We start from the raw sequence: 3,024 nt of genomic DNA, 5'->3' as shown, positions 1-3,024 counted from the left end.
GGTTCACGCCAAGGTCCCGGAGCGGAACCGGGGTCGTCTCCACCTGGCGGCGGACCACGTCCTCAACCGGGCGGACCTCCCGCTGAGGGCGGGGTCCGAGATTCACCCGGTCGGTCGGCTGGCCGGTACGGAGGGTTTGTTCTCTCCTCTCCTCGCGCTCCTCTTGCGCGCGGCGCAACCGACTGACCGGGCCCTCATCGTTGTTGTCCTCCCCCAGGCGGGGGAGACCAATGCGATTGAATGGGAAATTGCTGTCTATTTCTGCCATGGTGACCTGCTTTCCGGCTTTTTTGGGTGCCGGTGATCCCAATTGCTCAAGTCTTATCTTTTTAATCCGTTAAGAAGTACAGGCGAACTGAACTTTCCTGACCCGGATTCCTTCAAAAAAATAATAAGGAAATCAATCCTCAGAGCTCACCCCGTCAATCCTTATGTACCGTTCCATGATGCGTCAATTCAAGCAACTTATTGTTTTTTAATGAATATGACTGGGTCTGCCATCGGGTAACCAAGCCCCGGGCAAAACAAACCCTATTTCCTTAACGGCGTTCGCACATGAGACTTTAGGGAAAAATAAAAAAAGATTGAATATTTTTTAACTTATTGAAAACAGAAAGGTTGAAAGGGCCGAGTCAGGGGGTGGGGAGGGCGGGAGCCAGAAAAAGTCAATTTTTGAGTTGGGGCAGGACCTCAAGCCAGTCCTGGTAATAGGGCAGGAATTCGTATTCCAGCAGGTCGGCCAGGCGAATCCAGTCCTGTTTCTTATGGACCTCCAGCACCGCCTGGGTCATTTTCAGTAACTTTTCCTTGCGGTCGGACAGGGTTTTGCCGCTGTACTGAGTGTTGTTCACGTCCAGTTGTCGTGCCTGCACCACCAGCTCCACGAGTTGGGAAAACCAGTCGATTCCGTCGACGACGTCCATGAACAACTGGTTGGCCTGTTGTTGTTTGCCTTCGCGGAACATCTGGGCCACCTGTTGCAGACCGGGAATCAGGCGCTCCAGGTAGCCGATGGCGTTCTGGATGTTTTCGTTGACCATGTTGTTCATGGTCGAGGTTTCAATCTCCAGCTTTTGCACCTCGGCCAGGGAGGTTTCCTTGAACTCGTTGGAGCCAAATTCCACGTTTTGGTCATTGACCCGGACTTTAAATAAAAACTGGTCGTCGTTTAACGTTTCTTTCTGGATATGTTCCAGCAGGTCACCCAGCATGGTTTGAGTGTAGGAGCTTTTGTCTTCGTTGCCGTTGATAAAGATTTTCATAGGGAGACCTGATGAGAGTGTTGGAAGTGGAAGAAGACCGCCGCCACCGGAGAGGGCGGTGTTGGATGACCCAGGGGGGCGGAAGGCGCCGCATTCGGGCGACCGATTTGACATCCTGTCCCAATATTATTAACTTTGATTATAAAGTCAAAAATTTTTGAGGGGTCTGACCACGGACCCCCTAAGGAGAATGAGCATGGCCAGCTCCATCGATCCGAATACCACCAGTCGGTTGTTGACCCTGATTCAACGCAACCAGTCCGGGCTGCGCACCACGCTGGCGCAGGTGGCCTCGGGAAACCGCATCGTCAACCCGGGTATCGACCCGGCGGGACTGGGCCTGTCCGAACGGCTGAATGCGGAGATCCGCGCGCTCTCCCAGACCAGCCGGAACATCGAGACCGGGTCCAACTTCATCAATGTGGCCGAAGGTGGACTCGCCACCATCAACGAACTGGCCGCACGGGGACGGGAGCTTGCGGTGCAGGCCAGCAACGGCACGCTGGGAGACACCGAGCGCGGCATCCTGAATACGGAGTTTCAACAGGTGCTGGGGGAAATCGACCGCATCTCGCAGTCCCTCGAATTCAACGGCCAGAATATCCTGAATGGGGACCTCGCCCCGGGTTCGCCCAACCAGGTCAATATTCAGGTGGGTTCCGGGAGTGGAGCGGAAAACCAGATCAACCTGAACGTGGTCGAAGCCACAGACACCACGACGCTGGGCCTCGCGGGGTTGGACATCACCACCGTGAACAACGCGCTCACGGCGATCGACAGCATCGACACGGCATTGGGGACCATCAACCAGACCCGGGCCAACGTGGGGTCGGTTTCGAACCGGCTGGCTACCACCGCCGCCACGACGCGCGACATCATTGTCAACCTGGCTGCGGCTGAAGAGGAAATTGCGGGCACGGACCTCGCCCGGTCGATTTCTCAACTGACTGAGGAACTCACCCGGGTGGAGACGTCCATTCGTTCCCTCGGCATCCAGAACCGGTCCAACGAGAACCGGGTGGGCCGCCTGCTCAACATCAACACCTGACGCGGCCCCACGACGTGCGGGGGATGGGGTAATGCGTTGAAGGCGTGGGATGGTCCGAGGCCCCGTTCCAATAAGCTCCCCCTTTTCCTGCAGGTGCGTGTTATACGGGGAATGTTGATTTGCGAGGCCATTTCCATCCCTGCCGCACCACACCAGGCATTGCCCGGAATTTGCGCTTGATTCCTGCCCCCTGAAATGGTACTTAAATCCCTTGATTCCAAAGAAACTCAGTCCATTTCCGGAGACCAGCAATGGAAGTCAACACCATCAAGATTGAAATCCGCAAACACCACGTCACCCCCGGCGTCAACGTGCTCGACCTGGTGATCGACGCCAACGGCGAGAAGATCGTCAAACAGACCCAGCACAAGGACACCGACCGGGCCTACAAGCAATTCGTGGAAGAGGCCATCCGCATCGCCAAGGAACTGGCCTACGCCCGCATCGAAGGCTGACGCGGTTTTTCCCTCCCGCGGCGAGCCCGCAACCGTGCGCACTGCCGCGCACCTTCATCCTTTCTGCTTCACTCGATTTTCTGTTCGGGGCATGCCGGGAATCCCGGTGTGAAGGCAGGCTGTATTGCCCGTTGGGTTTTACGGTGTGAGTCTATTCGTGGCAATGGGTTCGTTTGGAGCGGACCCATCGGCCATCGTTCGCTCGAGGGGGATTACCCTGTTTCCTCCTCACGTTGTGGGGCCGGTTAGTCTTCGCTCT

The 3,024-nt window shown here is 56.4% G+C and carries 4 protein-coding genes; 3 read left to right on the top strand and 1 reads right to left on the bottom strand.

Annotation, left to right across the window (positions count from 1 at the left end; all coding sequences use genetic code 11):
• On the top strand, window positions 1–304 hold a 304-nt coding region (locus tag TX82_RS16445), incomplete at its 5' end, for a hypothetical protein (protein WP_222822934.1).
• A gap of 361 nt (window positions 305–665) precedes the next feature.
• Here TX82_RS16445 and TX82_RS00530 read toward each other — a convergent pair.
• A complete protein-coding gene (locus TX82_RS00530; RefSeq protein ID WP_005008067.1) occupies window positions 666–1,262 on the bottom strand; it encodes a DUF8042 domain-containing protein in 597 nt (198 codons plus the stop codon).
• 196 nt (window positions 1,263–1,458) lie between these two features.
• Here TX82_RS00530 and TX82_RS00525 point away from each other — a divergent pair, with 196 nt between their 5' ends.
• On the top strand, window positions 1,459–2,310 hold the full coding sequence (locus TX82_RS00525; RefSeq protein ID WP_005008065.1) for a flagellin N-terminal helical domain-containing protein: 852 nt from the start codon (window positions 1,459–1,461) through the stop codon (window positions 2,308–2,310).
• Between the two features lie 251 nt (window positions 2,311–2,561).
• Window positions 2,562–2,765 carry a hypothetical protein gene (locus tag TX82_RS00520; RefSeq protein ID WP_005008063.1) on the top strand — a complete coding sequence of 68 codons (204 nt, stop codon included), beginning with the start codon at window positions 2,562–2,564 and terminating at the stop codon, window positions 2,763–2,765.
• Window positions 2,766–3,024 lie beyond the last annotated feature (259 nt).

This window comes from Nitrospina gracilis 3/211, assembly GCF_000341545.2.
GTDB classification, from domain to species: Bacteria; Nitrospinota; Nitrospinia; order Nitrospinales; family Nitrospinaceae; genus Nitrospina; species Nitrospina gracilis.
The sequence above is the reverse complement of the archived record's forward strand: the minus strand, read 5'-3'. Positions and strand labels throughout refer to the sequence as shown.

What these genes read in the sequence shown, in the direction of transcription:
- TX82_RS00530 (WP_005008067.1), bottom strand. Translation starts at nt 1,262, where the DNA reads ATGAAAATCTTTATCAACGGCAACGAAGACAAAAGCTCCTACACTCAA.
- TX82_RS00525 (WP_005008065.1), top strand. Translation starts at nt 1,459, where the DNA reads ATGGCCAGCTCCATCGATCCGAATACCACCAGTCGGTTGTTGACCCTG.
- TX82_RS00520 (WP_005008063.1), top strand. Translation starts at nt 2,562, where the DNA reads ATGGAAGTCAACACCATCAAGATTGAAATCCGCAAACACCACGTCACC.